This window comes from Pseudoalteromonas sp. SaAl2, assembly GCF_052947895.1.
Map to the genome: position 1 here is coordinate 2,263,333 of NZ_CM129605.1, position 20,900 is coordinate 2,284,232.

Here is a 20,900-nt window from a genome sequence, read left to right on the forward strand (position 1 = left end):
TAAATTGTTAAAATTGATATTCAAATCCCAAAGCCCACTCATTGACATCGTTTTCGTTTAATGTGTAATGGCTAAAGTTAAGCGAAATATCTGTATTTTTTAATATAGGATAAGCCAATTGCCCACCAAAATAAGCGCGCGTATTTGACTCATTATACTCAATTTTTTGCCCCCAATTATTAAGACTCTCAATTGAATAATGATAGTAAAAAGCGCCTATAAACAGCTTACTTTTTATTTGGCCAAATAAAGGAAAAACATAGGCGGTTTGTAGTGCAGGCCCTTGGCCCAAAACTGGCACCTTGTTAGATAAACGCTGGTGAGTATTGGTTGGATCAAGTGTATTGCCAACAAAGGTCGTATTTCCTTCACCTAAGTTAATATAGCGCAGGCCAAATTGCCAATTAGACGACAATGTGTAATTACCTGCGATAGACCAACTAACATCTGTGTCGTCATAAGCTGTATTCGCGAAAACCGACTCACTCATTACTGATGGAGTCCCGGCCACTGCAGCATAACCAATCTGCCCATCAAGTGACCATGTACCTGCTACCGCGGGCTGGCTCGCAATAGATACGGTTGCAAGTAAAGCCCAAGGTGTCACTTTGGTTGTACGACGAATTAGCACCACGCCAACCAGCATTATCACTAACATTCCCCCCATGCTTCCTGATGAACTATTATCCACTGCTGTGGTTGTATAAGCTTTTACAGTCACTTTTACCTCGCCCTGGCTACTTGCGCCTTTGCTATCTATTACGGTGTATTCAATTAAGTCTACACCTTCAAATCCCTGTTTTGGTTGATAACTCAATGTACCGTCTGAATTAATAGTTACTTCCCCTTGAGTAGCTATGGCACTGGTTATAGTTAGTGCATCGCCATCGGCATCGCTATCATTACTAAGCACATCAATCACAATTTGGGTGCGATCATTGGTCGATGCACTGTCAGCTGCTGTAGTTGGCGCACTATTAACAACAATATCCACTGTTGCAATATCATATGCAGTTCCACCTTGCCCATCTGACACACTGTAACGAATAGTGGCCGTACCGATAAAGTTAGTGAACGGCGTATAACTAAGTTGATTATCAATAATTGTGACTTCGCCAAAATCAACATTTGCACCAGTTAATGTCAATGCGTTTGCATCTTCATCACTGTCATTATTGAGTACATCAAGTATTATCGTACTACCTACTGCGATGATTGCTTGGTCAGACTGAGTAACGGGATTGTTGTTATCTGTTTTCATAACAGCAACACCCCCTGGATCCACAATTTGGCCGTTTACTAACGCATCTGCATCATTGAGGCCGCCATCGGCTATGCGCAGACGCACACACCAATCACCTTCTTTAAGGCCCTCTTGCCACAGCTCGTTTGATGGTGATGGACAATAACCTTGTTCGCCTTGAGTAGAATAAACTTGGTCTCCTTCAGTCGTGTCAAAGTCTCTCCATTCATTGTTCATGAGTTTACGGTAAACAGCGTTAGCTGGAATTGGCATGCGTTGTGGTAATACAATGTTATAGCGCGAACCTACAGGTTCAATATCTGTAACAATAAAGCCAAAATAACCGCCTATGTTGTTCATTCCCTCATCTGCTGGCAATTCTGATGACATAAACTGTAGCGCACCACTACTACTTGCTAAGCCTGAATAAGCTTTTCTTAAGCAACCACCAATATCTCCCTCGACTAAAAATTGCGTTGTCTGCATGACTTGCTCTGGCATGACATTGCAAACATTGATCGGGTCTAAGTAATCGGCGATGCCATCATTGTCACCATCTTGATAACCTTCTAAATCATCTGGGAGTAAATCCTCATCTGTATCGGTATTTGTTAACTCAGGTAATTGTGCAACCACCTCAACATAACGAGTTACTGTACTTGATAAACTCTGTTGCGCATTATCAGTAGCAGTGACCGCAATGCCATAAATACCTTCTGTCAGATCAGCTGTTGAAAACACGAATGTATCAGGGTGTTCTGCTAAGTTGATAATTCGTTCATCGTCTACTTGCCAGCTTATTGAAATAGTATCCGTTGGATTGTTATCTGCAGCGAACGCCCGAACTGTAACCAAATCGTCATTGGCTAATACAAATGGTCGAGTTTGGTTATTTTGCTCAATAGTCGTTGATAACGTTGGTGCAATATTTTGCTCAGTAATTGTTATCGTACTCGAAGCATTCACTCCAGTGTTCAGACTTTCATCTAGCGTAATCGTCACAACCTCATCAGCTTCAACGTCACTATCAGCGAACACGTTAAAGTTAATTTCGCCAACCAAACCTTGCTCTATCACAACTTCACCAGAAGTTAAATCATGGTCGTCCTCAGTTGCTGTTCCTGAGATACTATACGGTATCGTTATTGGATAGCTCGGTGCTTCACCATTTAAGTAAACGTAGGTGGTATAACTTTGTTGTTCAGCTACCTCCATCCCCTGCTCAAGGGATACTTGTGGGTGAACGAGTACTTGCTGTTCAGCCAAGGCCATGTTGCCAGCACTATCTGTTGTTTGCCAATATACTTGATGTGTGCCTGGAGCAAACAACATACTTGGCTCTACAGTACTAACCGCTAGCGGGTTTCCTTGATCATCAAAGGCCGTTGCAGTGCCCAATTTAACCCGTGTAAATAAGCCAGTTGCATTTATGCTAACATCTGCTGGTGCAGTTATTGTTGGTCCTCCGTCCATATTTTCATTAAAGCTAAGCGTAGCAATTGCACTGCTATTAGCATTGTGCGGATCAGCAACCATATATTCAATATTAATACTGCTCTGTGTGCTTGCAACCAACTCAAATAGTAATTGATTATCAACAACCAAGACTGTACCCACACTCGCTTTGGCACCAATAATACTGAGCGGATCACCGTCAACATCGGTGTCATTAGCAAGAACATCTAAGGTATATTGACCACTTTGTGTAGGCGTTAGGTTAAATGTATCTGCCAAAGCCACCGGCTCATCATTTACTGGTGAAACGTTTATTGCTACAGTTGCAATTTGCGAGTTATCTTTACCGTCGAATACTGAGTAACTAAAGCTGTCACGGCCATGATAATTCGCCTCAGGTTGATAACTAAATACTCGGCCTTGTACTGCTAAACTACCAAATTGTGGCTCAGTGACTAGCTGTATAGCTAAACTATCTTCATCACTATCACTAATTAGCGCGCTAACACTAATAGCAGTATCTTCTTCAATATTAAGCTGCATATCATTAGCAATAGGCGGCGCGTTCACATACGTTACATCAATGCTGAATGGGTTAAGCGTACTGCTTAACTGCCCATCGCTTACAGTGATCAAAATATTACTATATAAGCCAACGTCGTCTCGTGTTGGTACACCACTTAATGTACCACTTGTGTTATCAAACGTTGCCCAACTCGGCTTGTTCGCAATCGTGAATGATAGACTAGTATTATCAATATCCGACACAATTGGGGTAAATGAGTAGCCTGTATCTTGCGCAATTGATGTTGCAGGTGAACCGCTGATTGTTGGTGCATCGTTAACATTCACTACTGTCAGTGTAAATGGGGTTAAACTTTGACTTGCAACCCCATCAGATACACGCACCGTAATATCAGCGTAACTTCCTACATCAGCGTTATTTGGTCTGCCTGATAGCTCCCCTGTAATGGTATCAAAATTAAGCCAACTTGGTTTATTTGCAATACTGAAACTTAAGCTATCACCATCGTTGTCTGTTGCTGTTGGTACAAAGCTATACAAGTCATTTTCATTAACCTCTAAGCTTGGTATTCCACTAATCACCGGCAAATCGTTAATACTATTAATAGTTACTGACACTGTGTTCGGTGCTGAATCAAGTAATCCATCATTCGCGATGTAAGTAAATTGGTCTGCTCCAAAGTAGTTTGTATTACCTTGATAAGTTACTTGCTCGCCAGAGATAGTCGCAGTACCGTGCGCTGGCTGATCAACGATTGAATACGTTAAGCTATCTCCTTCAATATCACTACCGAGTAAGTTAATAACGACCCCTGTATCTTCGTCAACATTAGCACTGAGTGCCCTTACCATTGGTGCATCATTTACTGCAGTAATAACTAACGAAATAGCTGTGCTTGTAGAATCTAGTTGTCCATCATTAACAACAAAGCTAAGGCCATCACTGCCGTTATAATTAGCGTTTGGCGTATATAACCAACTGTCATTACTTTGCTGCACGAGCGAGCCATGTAATGCACCTTCATCAATACGATAGCTTAGATCATCGTTCTCTATATCAGAGCCTACTAAAGTGATCAATAACACTTCATCTTCTGCTAGGACAAGTTCCTGTGCAATACCTATTGGTGCGTCATTGACCGGGTTGACCGTCATGGTCACAGTAGCCTCGTTGGAGGTTGCGCCGTTACTGTCTTTAACAGTGTAAGTGAAGCTGTCGCTGCCGAAGTAATCAGCATTGGCGGTGTAAATAATTGCCCCGCTCGCTGTTACTTGAGTCTGCCCGTTGCTTGGGGCACTGACTACCGTCACACTGCTGGCATCTAAACTGTCGCCAGTATCCACATCGCTGTCGTTACCCAGTACGTTGACCTCAAATGAGCCTTCTTCTTGTAGTTGCGCAGTGTTGTCCATGGCAACGGGGGCGTCATTAACAGCGTTAATCGTCAGTGTGACGGTCGCAGGAGTGGAACTTAACCCCTCACTGTCGGTGAGTGTGTAGGTAAAGCTAAACTCGCCGTTGACATCTTGCTTAGGCGTGATTGCTAAACTGCCATCGAGATTAACACTCACGTCCGCAAAGTCGTACATGCCGGCGCCTGTGCCTTTGTTCTCTAAACTGACGTTCGCCGCATTAAAGCCGCTGTCTTCCACATCTGAGTCGTTGGCTAAAATAGCTAACGTTGTCGCCGTGTCTTCATCGGTTGTCACTGCATCATTAACGACTACAGGACGGTCATTCACTGCACCGATATTTACCGTAACAGTGCCTGGTAATGATACTCCACCTTCACTATCGGTTACTGTATAGGTAAAACTGTCTTGCCCTGTCACATTCGCATTTGGGGTATACACAAAGCTGCCCGCTGCTTGGTCTAATACCACTTGCCCTGACGTTGGGCTGCTAACAAGGGTGATATCCCCTGTGGGGGTGGCGTCTTCCACATCACTGGCTAAGCTGCGTACATCGGTGGCCGCAGAGGCCGTGTCTTCATCAATACTAAGATTAACATTTTGTACCTCAGGAATATCATTCACTGGGGTAATGGTCACTGTCACTGTGGCCGCAGCCGAGGTATTCAGCGCCGCATCTTTAACGGTGTAGGTAAAGGTGTCAGTGCCGGTTTCATTGGCGTTCGGTGTATACGTGGCAATGCCATTGGTGATACTCACCGAGCCTTTGCTTGCAGGTAATACAATCGCCGCTGAGGCCGCCACTAAATCATCTTCAGCATCGGTGTCATTGGCCACTAAACTAAAGTTAATCGCGGTGTCTTCTGTCGTCGTTGCATTGTCATTAACAGCAACAGGCGCATCCGCCACGGCTGCTATCGTCAGTGTCACTGTCTGCACCGCCGAGAGTGCCCCATCGCTGTCACGTACTTGGAAGGTAAAGCTGTCGCTATGGTTTTCACTGCCATCATGTTGATAACTAAAGCTGCCGTCACCGCTTAGCGTTAAGCTACCAAATTGCGGTTGGCTCACCCCAACCGCTGTCAGTGTATCGCCAGTGTCATCATCGCTCGCATTACTCAATAAACCATTAGCGAGCGCCACCGTGAGTGCTGCGCCTTCATCAAGGTTAAAGCTAAAGTTCTGCCCAACAGGCGCATCGTTAGTGTTGGTTACCTCTAACGTGAACGGGGCTAAACTGGCACTGGCCGTACCATCGCTAACACCAATAGTGATATTAGCGTAGCTGCCTACATCACTGTTATCCGGTGTGCCCGATAACTCACCCGTGCTGGTATTAAAACTCGCCCAACTTGGTTTGTTGCTAATGTTAAAGCTTAAACTGTCGCCATCAATATCGTTCACGCTAGGGATAAATTGATACGGGCTGTCTTCGCTAACCGTGCTGCTGGGTGTACCACTGATTGTGGGTGCATCGTTAACGTTCTTAACGGTAAGATTAAAGCTACTCAATGCTGTTGTAAGCGCGCCATCTGATGCTGCAATGATAATGTTATTATTTACGCCTACATCATCATTACTTGGCGTACCTGACAACTGCCCTGTACTGCTATCAAAGTTTGCCCAGCTCGGCTTATTGCTGATGCTAAAGGTTAAGCTGTCACCATCAATGTCATTCGCTATTGGGGTAAAGCTATACAGTGCATCTTGATCAACATTTAATGCAGGAACACCACCAATCGTTGGTGCGTCATTAACGTTGATCACGGTTAAGTTAAAGGCTGGCAGGCTTACGGTATCCATACCATCGCTGACACTGATCACAATATTATTGTGTACGCCCACATCGGCGGTTCGTGGCCGTGCCACTGAGTGTTCCTCTGGTGCTGTCAAAGCTCAACCAACTTGGCTTATTGGTAATACTGAAGGTAAGGCTGTCGCCTTCTGTATCAACGGCGGTTGGGGTGAAGCTATAGGCGGTTTTCTCACTGACCGATAAAGTCGGTGCGCCGCTGATCACTGGCACATCGTTTACGCTAGTAACATTTACTGTAATGTCTGCCGGTGCTGAATCCACCGTGCCGTCGTTAACAATAAAGCTAAAGGAATCTGTACCAAAGAAGTGGCTATCCCCTTGATACACGACTTGTGAGCCCGTCAAAGTCACGCTGCCGTTTTGAGGCTGACGGCTTATTTGATAGCTTAAAGTATCCCCTTCTATGTCGCTGCCTGCCAAGTTGATAGTTATTGCGCTGTCTTCACTAACGGACACGGTATCATTGATGGCAACCGGTGCATCATTGATGGCATTGACGGTCAAGTTTACGCTCACGGGTGCTGAGTCTAACTCGCCATCATTAGCAATAAAGCTAAAGCTGTCACTGCCGTTATAATTAGCGTTTGGTGTATATAACCAGCTGTCGTTGCTTTGCTGTACTAAAGTTCCTTGTGCTACATCATTGTCAATACGATACGTTAAGTCGTCATTTTCAATATCATTTGCCACTAAGGTGATAAGTAAACTGCTATCCTCATCAAGGCTCAGCGTTTGTGCAACAGCCACCGGTGCATCATTCACTGGGGTCACTGTCATGGTTACGCTCGCCTCGTTGGAGGTTGCGCCGTTACTGTCTTTAACAGTGTAAGTGAAGCTGTCGCTGCCGAAGTAATCAGCATTGGCGGTGTAAATAATTGCCCCGCTCGCTGTTACTTGAGTCTGCCCGTTGCTTGGGGCACTGACTACCGTCACACTGCTGGCATCTAAACTGTCGCCAGTATCCACATCGCTGTCGTTACCCAGTACGTTGACCTCAAATGAGCCTTCTTCTTGTAGTTGCGCAGTGTTGTCCATGGCAACGGGGGCGTCATTAACAGCGTTAATCGTCAGTGTGACGGTCGCAGGAGTGGAACTTAACCCCTCACTGTCGGTGAGTGTGTAGGTAAAGCTAAACTCGCCGTTGACATCTTGCTTAGGCGTGATTGCTAAACTGCCATCGAGATTAACACTCACGTCCGCAAAGTCGTACATGCCGGCGCCTGTGCCTTTGTTCTCTAAACTGACGTTCGCCGCATTAAAGCCGCTGTCTTCCACATCTGAGTCGTTGGCTAAAATAGCCAAGCTCACTGCGGTGTCTTCATCGGTTGTCACTGCATCATTAACGACTACAGGACGGTCATTCACTGCACCGATATTTACCGTAACAGTGCCTGGTAATGATACTCCACCTTCACTATCGGTTACTGTATAGGTAAAACTGTCTTGCCCTGTCACATTCGCATTTGGGGTATACACAAAGGTGCCCGCTGCTTGGTCTAATACCACTTGCCCTGACGTTGGGCTGCTAACAAGGGTGATATCCCCTGTGGGGGTGGCGTCTTCCACATCACTGGCTAAGCTACGTACATCGGTGGCCGCAGAGGCCGTGTCTTCATCAATACTAAGATTAACATTTTGTACCTCAGGAATATCATTCACTGGGGTAATGGTCACTGTCACTGTGGCCGCAGCCGAGGTATTCAGCGCCGCATCTTTCACGCTGTAGGTAAAGGTGTCAGTGCCAGTTTCATTGGCGTTCGGTGTATACGTGGCAATGCCATTGGTGATACTCACCGAGCCTTTGCTTGCAGGTAATACAATCGCCGCTGAGGCCGCCACTAAATCATCTTCAGCATCGGTGTCATTGGCCACTAAACTAAAGTTAATCGCGGTGTCTTCTGTCGTCGTTGCATTGTCATTAACAGCAACAGGCGCATCCGCCACGGCTGCTATCGTCAGTGTCACTGTCTGCACCGCCGAGAGTGCCCCATCGCTGTCACGTACTTGGAAGGTAAAGCTGTCGCTATGGTTTTCACTGCCATCATGTTGATAACTAAAGCTGCCGTCACCGCTTAGCGTTAAGCTACCAAATTGCGGTTGGCTCACCCCAACCGCTGTCAGTGTATCGCCAGTGTCATCATCGCTCGCATTACTCAATAAACCATTAGCGAGCGTCACCATGAGCGTTGCGCCTTCATCAAGGTTAAAGCTAAAGTTCTGTCCAACAGGTGCATCGTTAGTGTTGGTTACCTCTAACGTGAACGGGGCTAAACTGGCACTGGCCGTACCATCGCTAACACCAATGGTGATATTAGCGTAACTGCCTACATCACTGTTATCCGGTGTGCCCGATAACTCACCCGTGCTGGTATTAAAACTCGCCCAACTTGGTTTGTTGCTAATGTTAAAGCTTAAACTGTCGCCATCAATATCGTTCACGCTAGGGATAAATTGATACGGGCTGTCTTCGCTAACCGTGCTGCTGGGTGTACCACTGATTGTGGGTGCATCGTTAACGTTCTTAACGGTAAGATTAAAGCTACTCAATGCTGTTGTAAGCGCGCCATCTGATGCTGCAATGATAATGTTATTATTTACGCCTACATCATCATTACTTGGCGTACCTGACAACTGCCCTGTACTGCTATCAAAGTTTGCCCAGCTCGGCTTATTGCTGATGCTAAAGGTTAAGCTGTCACCATCAATGTCATTCGCTATTGGGGTAAAGCTATACAGTGCATCTTGATCAACATTTAATGCAGGAACACCACCAATCGTTGGTGCGTCATTAACGTTGATCACGGTTAAGTTAAAGGCTGGCAGGCTTACGGTATCCATACCATCGCTGACACTGATCACAATATTATTGTGTACGCCCACATCGGCGTTCGTGGCCGTGCCACTGAGTGTTCCACTGGTGCTGTCAAAGCTCAACCAACTTGGCTTATTGGTAATACTGAAGGTAAGGCTGTCGCCTTCTGTATCAACGGCGGTTGGGGTGAAGCTATAGGCGGTTTTCTCACTGACCGATAAAGTCGGTGCGCCGCTGATCACTGGCACATCGTTTACGCTAGTAACATTTACTGTAATGTCTGCCGGTGCTGAATCCACCGTGCCGTCGTTAACAATAAAGCTAAAGGAATCTGTACCAAAGAAGTGGCTATCCCCTTGATACACGACTTGTGAGCCCGTCAAAGTCACGCTGCCGTTTTGAGGCTGACGGCTTATTTGATAGCTTAAAGTATCCCCTTCTATGTCGCTGCCTGCCAAGTTGATAGTTATTGCGCTGTCTTCACTAACGGACACGGTATCATTGATGGCAACCGGTGCATCATTGATGGCATTGACGGTCAAGTTTACGCTCACGGGTGCTGAGTCTAACTCGCCATCATTAGCAATAAAGCTAAAGCTGTCACTGCCGTTATAATTAGCGTTTGGTGTATATAACCAGCTGTCGTTGCTTTGCTGTACTAAAGTTCCTTGTGCTACATCATTGTCAATACGATACGTTAAGTCGTCATTTTCAATATCATTTGCCACTAAGGTGATAAGTAAACTGCTATCCTCATCAAGGCTCAGCGTTTGTGCAACAGCCACCGGTGCATCATTCACTGGGGTCACTGTCATGGTTACGCTCGCCTCGTTGGAGGTTGCGCCGTTACTGTCTTTAACAGTGTAAGTGAAGCTGTCGCTGCCGAAGTAATCAGCATTGGCGGTGTAAATAATTGCCCCGCTCGCTGTTACTTGAGTCTGCCCGTTGCTTGGGGCACTGACTACCGTCACACTGCTGGCATCTAAACTGTCGCCAGTATCCACATCGCTGTCGTTACCCAGTACGTTGACCTCAAATGAGCCTTCTTCTTGTAGTTGCGCAGTGTTGTCCATGGCAACAGGGGCGTCATTAACAGCGTTAATCGTCAGTGTGACGGTCGCAGGAGTGGAACTTAACCCCTCACTGTCGGTGAGTGTGTAGGTAAAGCTAAACTCGCCGTTGACATCTTGCTTAGGCGTGATTGCTAAACTGCCATCGAGATTAATACTCACGTCCGCAAAGTCGTACATGCCGGCGCCTGTGCCTTTGTTCTCTAAGCTGACGTTCGCCGCATTAAAGCCGCTGTCTTCCACATCTGAGTCGTTGGCTAAAATAGCTAACGTTGTCGCCGTGTCTTCATCGGTTGTCACTGCATCATTAACGACTACAGGACGGTCATTCACTGCACCGATATTTACCGTAACAGTGCCTGGTAATGATACTCCACCTTCACTATCGGTTACTGTATAGGTAAAACTGTCTTGCCCTGTCACATTCGCATTTGGGGTATACACAAAGCTGCCCGCTGCTTGGTCTAATACCACTTGCCCTGACGTTGGGCTGCTAACAAGGGTGATATCCCCTGTGGGGGTGGCGTCTTCCACATCACTGGCTAAGCTGCGTACATCGGTGGCCGCAGAGGCCGTGTCTTCATCAATACTAAGATTAACATTTTGTACCTCAGGAATATCATTCACTGGGGTAATGGTCACTGTCACTGTGGCCGCAGCCGAGGTATTCAGCGCCGCATCTTTAACGGTGTAGGTAAAGGTGTCAGTGCCGGTTTCATTGGCGTTCGGTGTATACGTGGCAATGCCATTGGTGATACTCACCGAGCCTTTGCTTGCAGGTAATACAATCGCCGCTGAGGCCGCCACTAAATCATCTTCAGCATCGGTGTCATTGGCCACTAAACTAAAGTTAATCGCGGTGTCTTCTGTCGTCGTTGCATTGTCATTAACAGCAACAGGCGCATCCGCCACGGCTGCTATCGTCAGTGTCACTGTCTGCACCGCCGAGAGTGCCCCATCGCTGTCACGTACTTGGAAGGTAAAGCTGTCGCTATGGTTTTCACTGCCATCATGTTGATAACTAAAGCTGCCGTCACCGCTTAGCGTTAAGCTACCAAATTGCGGTTGGCTCACCCCAACCGCTGTCAGTGTATCGCCAGTGTCATCATCGCTCGCATTACTCAATAAACCATTAGCGAGCGCCACCGTGAGTGCTGCGCCTTCATCAAGGTTAAAGCTAAAGTTCTGTCCAACAGGTGCATCGTTAGTGTTGGTTACCTCTAACGTGAACGGGGCTAAACTGGCACTGGCCGTACCATCGCTAACACCAATAGTGATATTAGCGTAGCTGCCTACATCACTGTTATCCGGTGTGCCCGATAACTCACCCGTGCTGGTATTAAAACTCGCCCAACTTGGTTTGTTAATGATAGTAAAGGTGTGAGTATCGCCTTCATCACTATCGGTCAGTGTCGGTATAAAGCTATAAGCTGCATCTTCTGCTGTTGTTGTATTGGGAGTTCCACTTAATACTGGCGCTACATTATATTGCTTGGTTACTGTTGCAGTCACAGCTGAGCTTGCATTGCCTGCGGTGTCTGTAGCTATTGCTGAGAAGGTTAACGTTCCCTCAGCCAATGAGGTCACATTAATACCTGTGATTTGCAGCGTTGCTGCGCTGATAGTTGCCGTACCACTGACTGAATTACTGCCGTCACTTACTTGATAACTAAGTGTGCCAGCTCCTTCCAAACCAGACAAAGAAGCACTCATTGCAGATTCATTACTGGCATTTATTACACTCTGATCAACACTCGCAGCATGCCCTGTAGGCGCTATATTGTCTAATGTAATACTAGTGGTTGCAGCCGGTGAAGTATTACCAGCGCTGTCCGTTTGTGTTGCAGATACCGTTAAAATACCGTTATTTAACGCGCTAATGTCTAATTCACTGCCGCTAAGAGACCAATTACCACTGCCATCTGCAGTTATTGTACGGCTGACCCCTGCAACATTTACATTCACAGTCGCACCTGCTTCTGCCCCAGAGCCAGTGATCAATACACTGTCATCTTCATTGGCATTAACTATGTCATCACCCTCAATCGGTGTAGTGATAGTTACAGCACTTGGTGCAGCGTTATCTAAAATCATCGAAGTACTGGCTGCACTTGAAATATTACCCGCGGTATCAGATTGTGTGGCGCTGACGGTGAGCGTGCCGTTATTAAAGCTGCTCACATCAAACTCATTACCACTGATAGTCCATGCACCAGAGCCATCAGCCGTCACACTGCGCGATAAACTATTTGCGCCATCGCTGATAGTCACACTCACGCTGGCATTGGCTTCAGCCCCAGAGCCCGTGATCAATACACTGTCATCTTCATTGGCATTAACGCGGCCATCACCCTCAATCGGCGTAGTGATAGTTACAGCACTTGGTGCAGCGTTATCTAAAACCACCGAAGTACTGGCTGCACTTGACGTGTTACCCGCCGCATCACTTTGAGTAGCGCTGACGGTGAGCGTGCCATTATTAAAGCTGCTCACATCAAAGTCGTTACCACTGATAGTCCATGCACCAGAGCCATCAGCCGTCACACTGCGAGATTGGTTATTCGCGCCATCGCTGATAGTGACGCTCACGCTGGCATTGGCTTCTGCCCCAGAGCCGACAATCAATACACTGTCATCTTCATTGGCATTAACTATGTCATCACCCTCAATCGGCGTAGTGATAGTTACAGCACTTGGTGCAGCGTTATCTAAAATCACGGAGGTGCTGGCTGCGCTGGAAATATTACCCGCCGCATCACTTTGAGTAGCGCTGACGGTGAGCGTGCCGTTATTAAAGCTACTCACATCAAACTCGTTACCACTGATAGTCCATGCACCAGAGCCATCAGCCGTCACACTGCGCGATTGGTTATTCGCGCCATCGCTGATAGTGACGCTCACGCTGGCATTGGCTTCTGCCCCAGAGCCGACGATCAATACACTGTCATCTTCATTGGCATTAACTATGTCATCACCCTCAATCGGCGTAGTGATAGTTACAGCACTTGGTGCAGCGTTATCTAAAACCACCGAAGTACTGGCTGCACTTGAAATATTACCCGCGGTATCAGATTGTGTGGCGCTGACGGTGAGCGTGCCGTTATTAAAGCTGCTCACATCAAACTCGTTACCACTGATAGTCCATGCACCAGAGCCATCAGCCGTCACACTGCGCGATTGGTTATTTGCGCCATCGCTGATAGTGACGCTCACGCTGGCATTGGCTTCTGCCCCAAAGCCGACGATCAATACACTGTCATCTTCATTGGCATTAACTATGTCATCACCCTCAATCGGCGTAGTGATAGTTACAGCACTTGGTGCAGCGTTATCTAAAATCACGGAGGTGCTGGCTGCACTTGAAATATTACCCGCGGTATCAGATTGTGTGGCGCTGACGGTGAGCGTGCCGTTATTAAAGCTGCTCACATCAAACTCATTACCACTGATAGTCCATGCACCAGAGCCATCAGCCGTCACACTGCGCGATTGGTTATTTGCGCCATCGCTGATAGTCACATTAACCACAGCACCAGAATCAGCACCGCGGCCCTGAATAAGCACATGCGCATCTTCTACAGTATTGATCCGACCATCTACTTCAATGGGCGTGGTAATACTCGGAGTACTCACATTAGTGTCAATCGTTATTGTAGTACTCGTACCATTGGTGATATTACCAGCAGAGTCCGTCGCACGTGCCATAATGGCATGCGAGCCACTGGACATAGCTGAACTTGCTGTGATACTCCATACCCCACCATTAACAACAGTGCTCCCTATTGAACCATCAACACTTGAGATCAGCGTTATGGTGTCACCAGTAGTACCAGTTCCGTAAAGGTCGGTGTGGTATCGTTTGTAATATTATCTGTGTTAGAAGCACCGCTATCACTTGCTGCTGACAAGTCTGGCGAACTCGGAGCGATCGGCGCAGCAGTGTCTATTGTAATAGTCAACGCACTTGAGCTACTACTCACATTACTTGCAGCATCAGTTGCTTTTGCTGAAATAGCATGATCTAAACCGCTAGTTAACGCACTGGTTGTGATCTGCCAATTACCACCAGTCGCCGTAGCAGTTCCTATTACCGTTGCTCCGCCACCAACTTGATCACTATACAAAGCAACCGTTGAGCCACTCTCAGCAGTACCACTAAATGTTGGCGTGGTATCACTGGTAATGTTGTCTGTATTAGATACCCCTGAATCTGAAGCCACGTCTAAATCTGGGGGTTGAAGGTGCATTAGGCGCTACATCATCCGTGACTGTAATAGTAAACGCTTTTTGAAACGTAGTTGTTGCATCACTACTTTGTACACAGATAATGTAACTTCCTGCACTAAGTGTAGCTTGCGTTTGAATTAAGGTGCCACTGATCTGAAAACTACTATTGTTTGTATCAGCGCTACATGTGCCGCTTACACTTGCACCTGAGCTTACAAACGAATAACTGTGGCTGTCGCTAGTATCTACATCTGAGGTAGAAAGCGATCCTATATTAGCTGCCACCCCAGTTGATGATTGATTGATACTTGCCGATGATAGCGAAATATCAGTTGGGCTATCATTTAGCCCAGTAATGTTCACTACAGCTTGATTTGTACCCGTACTGTTTGCTACCCCATCATTAAAAACATAATCCAAAGTCACTGCGGATGATGGTGATTCTGAACTATTTTGATAGGTAATGCTTTGCAGCACTGAGTCAACAATGGCAGAGGTCGCATTCGCATTAAAGGTCAGTACTAACGTACCTGCTGAGTTGGTGGTTACCGTTCCGACCGTGGTCGAATTATAAGTAAATGTATTACCCTCAATTAGCACCCCCAATAAGCTATTGTTCGCAAAGACATCTTGCGTACTTGCTCCACCGTTTCGACTAATGGTTAAGCTGGCATTATTATAATTACCTATCGCGCCATTAAGAGCATCGAGCTCAGTATCAGCAATCGTTACATCAGAGTCGATAACAATTGCCGAGCCATTTTCAGTAAAGGTCGTACCGCCATTCAAGCTACTAAATACAGGAGCGCTATTTGGCTCAACAAAAGTGATAACAGTATCGCTCCCACTGTCAGCCACACTAAAAGCTAAATTTGCCGCTGGGGAGTTACTTAGCGCCAGCGTAAGCTCTGAAATATTAAAATCGGTGGCATCTGTATCAACTTCTAATGTACTAGTACCATTAAATCGCACATTGGCACTTGAAAGCCCTGTCACACCTGTAATAGTTAAGCTATCACCTACGGCTAGATCAGTGATTGTATCCCCTGATAATTGTGATACATCGCCGACAAAATTATCGTTACCGGCATTGCCCGTCATCGAATCAGTACCACCGCCTGGGCGAATGGTATCTGCGCCGCTACCACCAGTAATAAAATCATCACCGTTAAAATTGCTGGCCGAAATCGTTAATACGTCACTGGTAAAAGCTGAAGCATTTATTGTTAGATCCGCTGTAATTGCAGCACCACTGACATTTGCAACAGATACTGTTTGACCGTTGGCATTAAAATTATCAGTTAAAATTATCGTCGTATTATTGTCAGTCCCTATTGCGATTGCTTCAACCGCAGACACTGAAGTACCGGTGAAATCAAACGCCCCACCGTCCATCAGTTTCAGTGTTTCAGTACCCGCACTCCCCGTTATCGCAGTGCTAAAATTACCAATATTAGCCGCATCAATAGCCACTGTTGCGCCGCTAGCTAACGAAAGAGTGCCTATATTTAAAAATCCACCGCCGCTAATGTCTGCACCATCAGTGACTTGTACTTGGTCGGCAACACTATTCTCGCCAATTAAGGTGCCTGTGTATGCGCTGCTACCTATTGCAAAAGTGATTGCATCTGTCGATGATCCGGCGGTTACATTAGTAGTCCCCGTTGATACGGTGATGGTTCTGGTATTTGTACTGTCATCAGCTACATCGTAGCTTTCAATACCAGTTAAAGTTGTAAAATCACCATCACCGGTGATAGTAATCGTTTCTGAACCTGATGCGGTTATGGTGCCTGTAAAGTTGCCATGCTGACTGGCCGTCATCGACACTGATGCGCCCGATGCAAGTGTTAAATTAGCCACATTACTGACGGTCGCGTTACTAATATTTGCGCCATTACTCATCGATAACGTATCAGCAACACTATTTTCGCCGGTAATTGTTCCCGTATAAGCTAGTGTGCCAATATCAAACGTAATAGCATCACTTGCTGAGCTCGCTATTACTGAGTGCCCTGCACTACTAATAGTAACCGTTCGTGCGTTGCTGCTGTCATCCGCTATTGTATAGTTTTCAATTGCAGAGACTGTTGCAAAATTACCGTCACCTAAAATAATCAGTGTCTCTGTGCCACTGCCTGTTACCGTACCGGAGAACAATGCTAATTGTGATGCAGCAATACTTGCTGAACCGCCACTGGCTACAGCCAAGTTTTCAAAGCCGCTAATCGTGGCACCAGAAATACTACCACCACTACCAATAGATAACGTATCAGTGCCGGTGTTGCCCGCAAAAATACCCGTTGCAGCAAACGACCCCACATTAAGAGAGTCATCCCCTGTACTGCCCGTAAAATTTTGCCCTACAGCGCCAAGGGTGAACGTATTTGCCGTAGCAAGCACATACGTTTCAATCGCACTGTTACCTACTAGTCCATCCGTTGCTGAACTAATGGTTATTGTTTCACTACCCGGTGCAGTAAACGTTGAAAAATTATCGTGCTGCGCTTCGGTCATCGTTACACTCGCACCACTGGCAAGCGTTAATGATTCAAAGGCAGAAATTGTTGCACCGCTAAGATCAGCCCCAGCGCCGACCTGTAATACATCGGTGCCTGCAGCACCGTTTAGTGTTCCAGTAACTGCAAAGGCATTAATATTAACCGCATCAGCTGCGCTGCTACCCGTTACATTTTGCGCTGTGCTACCAAGAGTAAAGGTCATTGCTGCGCCAAGCACATAGGTTTCAATATCTGCATCGCCAGTCAGTGTTTGATCGCCATTCGCACTAGAGATAGTGAACTGATTTGTACCTGTGCCATTTATGGTGGTGAAACTCTCGTGCTGCGTTTCACTTAAAGTCAATGAACCATCGTTATAGGGGGTGAGAGTTTCAAAACCTGTCAACGATGCAAAACCGGTAAGGTCAGCACCATCATTAATATTGATAGTATCTGTTCCACCGCCACCATCGGCGGTTGATCCCGCAATATGTAATGCGTTACTAATAGTTAGCGTTTCATTATCATTACTAAACGTGATTGCAGGGCTTAAATTTGTGCCATTTGACGTATTGAAACCAGCGGCTGTTGAGCTTGCTGCAGTCACGTTCGCAACGCTGATACTTGCACTTCGGGTTACACTATTTTCAGTACCATCGTTAATGACAACTGTGATATTTCTGGCTGTGGTATTGGGTGTAGAGCTGGTGTTGTTATAGGTTATTGCTTGTAAAAAGGTCGTCACTTCTGCAACAGTTGCAGAAGCACCCGTTATCGAAATTGTATCTTGCAGAGTAATGTCTGAGGCACCTGATATACCACCAAGTGCATTTTGTGCAGCCGCTGAAACACTCAGCCCTTCTAAGACGCCATCTTGGTCGTTAGTTAATGCAATCGTTACTGTTGTTATTGTGTCTGCATCGCTATCAGCTACATTAGCGCTGGATGCTATATTTACCGCACCATTGCCTTCAGTAAACGAAACAGAGCTATCTGCTCCAGCTACTCCTCCATTTAAATCAACTACAGGGGCTGAGTTTACTGGAGCTGACGATAAGTTATTTATGGCAAGGTTATCAATTCTCAACCAGCCTAATGTTGAGTTATCTGTATAAGAAACTTTTAACCACTTTATTCCTGTGAATAATGAGCCCGAAGTATTTATATTCGCTCCCTGACGGTTAACTAAACTACTAGAGTCCGCAACCCCTCCTTTGTCTGTAGTTAAACGGACAGCTCGATTAGTACCACTTGAGTTATATACGTAAAGGCTTGATAAATTAAACTCCTCATCATTCGTAAAATATATTTTACTGTAAGTTTGAGTTGAGCTGTTGGTAGCGACATAGACATAACCTGTTGTGAAGTTATATAAATCTAGCCCTCCCTCCGCTCCAGACTTAACTTTTATGGTATAGCTAGTCCCAGAAATTTGATAACTTTTACTGTTAGCGTAGCCAGTAGGTAAATTATCAAACGTTAATGTACTGTCAAACGCCAATACATCTGAAAAGTCCTGTAGTGCATGCTCTGAAAAAGGTCGGTTAGCAAAATCCACGTCGCCTTTGACGATTTCTAAATCCCAATCTCCTCCTTTGCTAGCATTACCCGTTAAATCATCAGAAGCAGCAACATCTAAATCTGTTGCTTGATTAAACACCGTTAAAAACTGCTCACCTTGCGTATCTTTGCCAACATCACAACCATAAAAAAATATGTCACCACCGGATCTAACCGCCCCCTTAAACGCCTGCATAAACTGTGTATTTGTTTCAACTACCGCGGTATTTATCGAGCTGTTACCAAGTAGTACTTCGCCACTGCGCCCATGAGCAAAAATGCTCACGCTCTGTAGATCATGATAATCAACCAGTAGTGCTTCAAGTTGCTTAATACCGGACTCATCAGCTTGCAATTCAACAATTTCTGTACCTGTCTGACGCTGCCCGTAAAGTAAACTTTTATCTGGGACTGCTGCATCAATAATGATCAAATGCTTAATAACATTGGCGCTTTCGAGCACCAATTCATTCTTGCTTGGCGCAACTAATTGCTCACTTTTTACCTTACCTGCGTTAGTCTGACTAGGCTTGAACATACTTACGCTGTGCTGAGGCTGCACGGGTAATTGAACGTATTCACTAGCGACAACATCAGCCGCTTGAGTAAGCCCCAGAGCAGAGCCGACAAAGATAGAAATTGGGGATAAAGAGAAATGCAGCATTGGTTTAGTCCTCTAACCATATTGTATAAAGCGTTGCTTTAGTACTACTTATTTGAAACGTTAAGGTGCTTTTTGCGTGATCAAGCTTGCGTTACTGCCTTGTGGATCTAACCAAAAAGCCATATCGCTGTATTTTTTAAATAATTCAGGGGGAAGCACCGTTTTGCGGCCAGTGAATTCCACCTTTTTCTTCACCGCATGTAATCCCTCTGCGCCTAAGTTCTTATCAAATTCATTGGCGTTATAGCTGACATTTTCAAAGTCATGCTGATAGTTAGGTAAGCCTAAGAACTGATAGATCAGCGCTAGGCTATTTTCTGGTTTAGTCACTAACAAGTCATAATCGAGCAACAACAATTGCTCTGAAAACTCACCATAAAAACCTTCTTTTAACGCAGCCCACGCACTACCAAATGGCCCAAGGTTAGACGCTATATGCTCGCAGCGGGTATACACGTTTTGCCGCGTTGCTGCAGAATATATACGACTAAATTCAAGGCTGTTTTTCCTGTAAATACGCTCAAAACTATCCATCACCCATGCAGGGTTTCTCACTAAACAAATCACCTTAAAATCATTACCAAATAAAGTGTTTAATACGTTAAGCTTTGCTGTCCATAACCGGTTAGTATCAAACACTATTGGCTTTGCCACGTCCTGATAATAGCCAGAGCAAACAGCACGGCATATATTCAGCCGCTGGACCGAAGTAATACACGAAGCAAATTCACTTCCAGAGCCCATTTGCTCCAATAGGTTAGTGACAAAGCCCGCAACAGGCGTTGACATATCAGCGTGAAAATCAGGGTTTTGTCTTAATATACTCGCCAATAATGTTGAGCCTGCTCTGGGCAAACCTGCGATAAAATGATAATTATGCTGCATAAATAATTAATTCCGACTCGGGAATAATCCCTGCAGAGCAATTATGTAGTTCATTGCAAGATAGGGTGTGCGAACATCCATAGCTTGGTTACCACCAGGGAAAGAAGCTGTCCCTTGCAAACTATTAGCAGGCAATGTTAATGCAACATTCTCTTGTGCTGGGATATCAAACGAATCAACACTCACATTACCAAGGCTAAGTAAGGACGATGGCGCAGTTTGATAGATCAATTCTTGTTTATCAGGGCCGCCACCAGCAACAACTGTTGCCAATGCCGCACCTGCTGCAGGCTCACCTGTATCAGCATTTTGTGTAGTTGCAATATTTGCACTACCGGTCACATCGGTTATGGTTTGTCCTGGAATACTGACTGAGACTGACTGCGTAGTACTTGGCAATGACACTGTGCTTTGCATTGAAGGTAAATAGGGTTGTAAAATATGTACAGACTCAGCGCCTCCTTTTTGACCAAGCTTATAACTGCTTAAGCCAGGGCCATGACCAAAGCCTATTGGGGCTCGCCCACGTAAATCAGGTAACGCCATAGTAGTACGACCATCACCACCGTAAATAGTACCAATAATAGAAAAAAGCGCAGTATTGCTACTAATTGCCAATAACTGCCCGTCGCACATAGCCCAGCTTCTTGGGGCAAAGGTTCCCGCAAATATTTCTACATCGCCAATAAATGGATTCGCACTCATAATGTATTTCCTCTAAATTTTATA

The 20,900-nt window shown here is 45.7% G+C and carries 6 protein-coding genes; all 6 read right to left on the reverse strand.

All coding sequences use genetic code 11. The features are described 5' to 3' along the window. Positions 1-7 precede the first annotated feature (7 nt). From ACU8V8_RS10830 to ACU8V8_RS10855, 6 genes are read right to left on the reverse strand one after another with little or no spacing between them, the layout of a single operon-like run. Entirely contained in the window at positions 8-6,505 is a 6,498-nt protein-coding gene (locus ACU8V8_RS10830; RefSeq protein ID WP_446887482.1) for an Ig-like domain-containing protein, read from the reverse strand. Next, positions 6,465-14,147 (reverse strand): tandem-95 repeat protein, encoded by a 7,683-nt coding sequence (locus ACU8V8_RS10835; protein ID WP_446889625.1) that lies wholly within the window; start codon positions 14,145-14,147, stop codon positions 6,465-6,467. Before ACU8V8_RS10835 ends, ACU8V8_RS10830 begins: the two co-directional genes overlap by 41 nt. Then, positions 14,144-14,581, reverse strand: a complete 438-nt coding sequence (locus tag ACU8V8_RS10840; protein WP_446887483.1) for an Ig-like domain-containing protein — start codon at positions 14,579-14,581, stop codon at positions 14,144-14,146. Before ACU8V8_RS10840 ends, ACU8V8_RS10835 begins: the two co-directional genes overlap by 4 nt. Continuing rightward, positions 14,529-19,286 carry a DUF4347 domain-containing protein gene (locus tag ACU8V8_RS10845; RefSeq protein ID WP_446887484.1) on the reverse strand — a complete coding sequence of 1,586 codons (4,758 nt, stop codon included), beginning with the start codon at positions 19,284-19,286 and terminating at the stop codon, positions 14,529-14,531. Before ACU8V8_RS10845 ends, ACU8V8_RS10840 begins: the two co-directional genes overlap by 53 nt. A gap of 60 nt (positions 19,287-19,346) precedes the next feature. Continuing rightward, positions 19,347-20,171 carry a sulfotransferase gene (locus ACU8V8_RS10850; protein ID WP_446887485.1) on the reverse strand — a complete coding sequence of 275 codons (825 nt, stop codon included), beginning with the start codon at positions 20,169-20,171 and terminating at the stop codon, positions 19,347-19,349. Positions 20,172-20,177: 6 nt separating this feature from the next. Beyond that, a complete protein-coding gene (locus ACU8V8_RS10855; protein WP_446887486.1) occupies positions 20,178-20,876 on the reverse strand; it encodes a phage tail protein in 699 nt (232 codons plus the stop codon). Between the last annotated feature and the right edge of the window lie 24 nt (positions 20,877-20,900).